The following is a 2081-nucleotide window of genomic DNA, read 5'->3' on the forward strand; positions in this document are numbered from 1 at the left end:
CCGTCGCTGGTGTTGCTGGCCGCATCTGCCATTTGCTGGCCGGTTTCCATGGCGCTGAGGAGCGGGCTGCTGACGCTGAAGGTGAGGGCCGATTGTTTGAATTTGTCTTCGGTCTCCTGGCGGCTGGTTTCGCGGGCTTCGGTGATGTCAACCTTTTTGGCCAGGATGGTGATGTCGCCTGCGGGGGCGATCACGTCGCTGCCGACCTGTTTGTAGGCCTCGCCGGCTTGCAGGGTGACGTTGCCGGCGATGCTGCCCACGGTGCTGGCCGCGGTCATGCGGACAGAAAGATAGTGAAAACTATTCTGTACCCGCCAACCTCGAATATGACTCGATCAGGGCCGCTGAAACGTCCTCCCCTTTTTCTCTGGCAATTTCCGCGGCAGTCGCGCCATAACAATCCTTCTTTGTCCAATCTGCACCGTTCTCCAGCAAGATCCTTGCGGCTTCACTGTGCCCCCACGCCGCTGCCGACATTAGTGGCGTCACCCCTTGGATCGTTTCTGCGTCGACATTCGCCCCGAGGGATAGTAGATAGTTGATTACCACGGCATGGCCGTTTGCAGACGCTTCATGCAACGCCGTCACTCGGTAGTTGCCTGTGGCATGCACAGATGCCCCATTCCGCACTAGCATTTCGACTACTGCAGGTAAATCTTCCGCTGCCGCAACCATAAGAGGTGTTCGGCCGAGGACTCCAGCTTCGTTCAGGTTAAGTCCGCTGCACTCCATCTCTAAGCGAACCGTTGCGGCACCAGAGACAATACTCTTGATAAGCTGATCAATCTTTGATTGGATGTTCATCGGAGTACGTTGAAGTTGCCAAGCTGCACTTGGTTGAGTAGCTGTTGGTATCTTTCAAACGACATCGGCGCTGAGGGTGCAATAACGTAGTGCCCCGGACTCCCGGACTGTATCACTTGCAAACCAACAGGGACGCTGTTAACGGGAAACGCACCACCATACTTTTGAACCCACGGGTCATTTGGGTTTAGGTTGATCGATAGTCCTTGTGGTTGGCCATTCGTCTTGGTCGGGTGGATCAGACCGTCTGACGCAGCCTTAACGTCAACACCCAATCTAACGTCTACGCTATTGCCGCCCCGAAATATAGGGGTTTCACCGTTTGCTCCATTATCACCACTGCCGCTGTTGTTAAGTACGATGGGGTCGATAACCGGCTGACCACCTGCTCCATAGCCACCGCCCACGGCCGGCCCATTCCTCGCAGGGTTACTTGTCTGGTTCCCCCCTGTATTGTTGTTGGTTTCCAGTGTCGTTCCGGGTGTTGTTGTCGATCCGCCATAGTTAGGCAGCGAAGATGTATTCCCTGTGTTGTTCGGCCCTGGCGCGCTCGTTGACGGGAACCAACTCGCTATCGTCGTAACAATGGCAGTGGAGACCCGCTCTGACAGGGCAACGGTAAATGCGCCGTCATCGCTGACCCCTGGATTTTGAGCCTTGACCTCCGCCGCACGGTTCGCGATTTGAGCTAACACGGCCCCGCCGCCGGTAACCGTAGCGAAATAGATCTGGCACCGAATGCTGCGCGCGCAGAGCTCAACGAATTCCACTCCCCCACGACCAATGACTGAACCAGCCGCATTGTTTCCGGCTTCATTGAAGCCTGCGGCTGCACCACTTGTGCCGCCAACCGCGCCGCCAACTGCCGCCCCCGTCAACATGACCAATGCCTGAGTGACTTCCGGTGGTATGGCCAACTGATTGAGCAAAGCAACCGCCTGAGGCGACACCACTGAGCCCGCAGCAGCGCCAGCGGCCCCGCTCACGCCGCCTCCCAACCCGCCGATCAATGCGTGAAGTCCGACCCTGGCGCTGCCACCCTCTCGCCACATGTCCATGGCTTCGGCATCTCCGCGCTTCAATGCGTCGTCATACATGCTGTTGGCATAGGTGCCTACGGCCTTGGGCGCTTCTTTGCCAAAAGCCTGCGTAATCTGCACCTGGGCATCGATCTCTTTCTGCACCCGCTCGGCATCAAAGATTTTTGCAATGCCGGTTTCAGCATCGGTGCTTCTGACAGCCGTGTTACCGGCAATCCCGCTGATACCGCCGCTTGA

At 57.3% G+C, this 2081-nt stretch carries 1 protein-coding gene and 2 pseudogenes; all 3 read right to left on the bottom strand.

Annotated features, from left to right (window positions below; translation table 11 throughout):
• A pseudogene (locus tag AC1D1F_RS24725) lies at window positions 1-278 on the bottom strand (hemagglutinin repeat-containing protein); the annotation flags it as partial.
• 22 nt (window positions 279-300) lie between these two features.
• Complete coding sequence (locus tag AC1D1F_RS24730) at window positions 301-804, bottom strand: ankyrin repeat domain-containing protein (RefSeq protein WP_477679360.1); 504 nt, start codon at window positions 802-804, stop codon at window positions 301-303.
• A pseudogene (locus tag AC1D1F_RS24735) lies at window positions 801-2081 on the bottom strand (hypothetical protein); the annotation flags it as partial. The pseudogene AC1D1F_RS24735 and the gene AC1D1F_RS24730, both read right to left, overlap by 4 nt.

The sequence above is a fragment of the Polaromonas sp. P1_H6 genome (assembly GCF_056405195.1).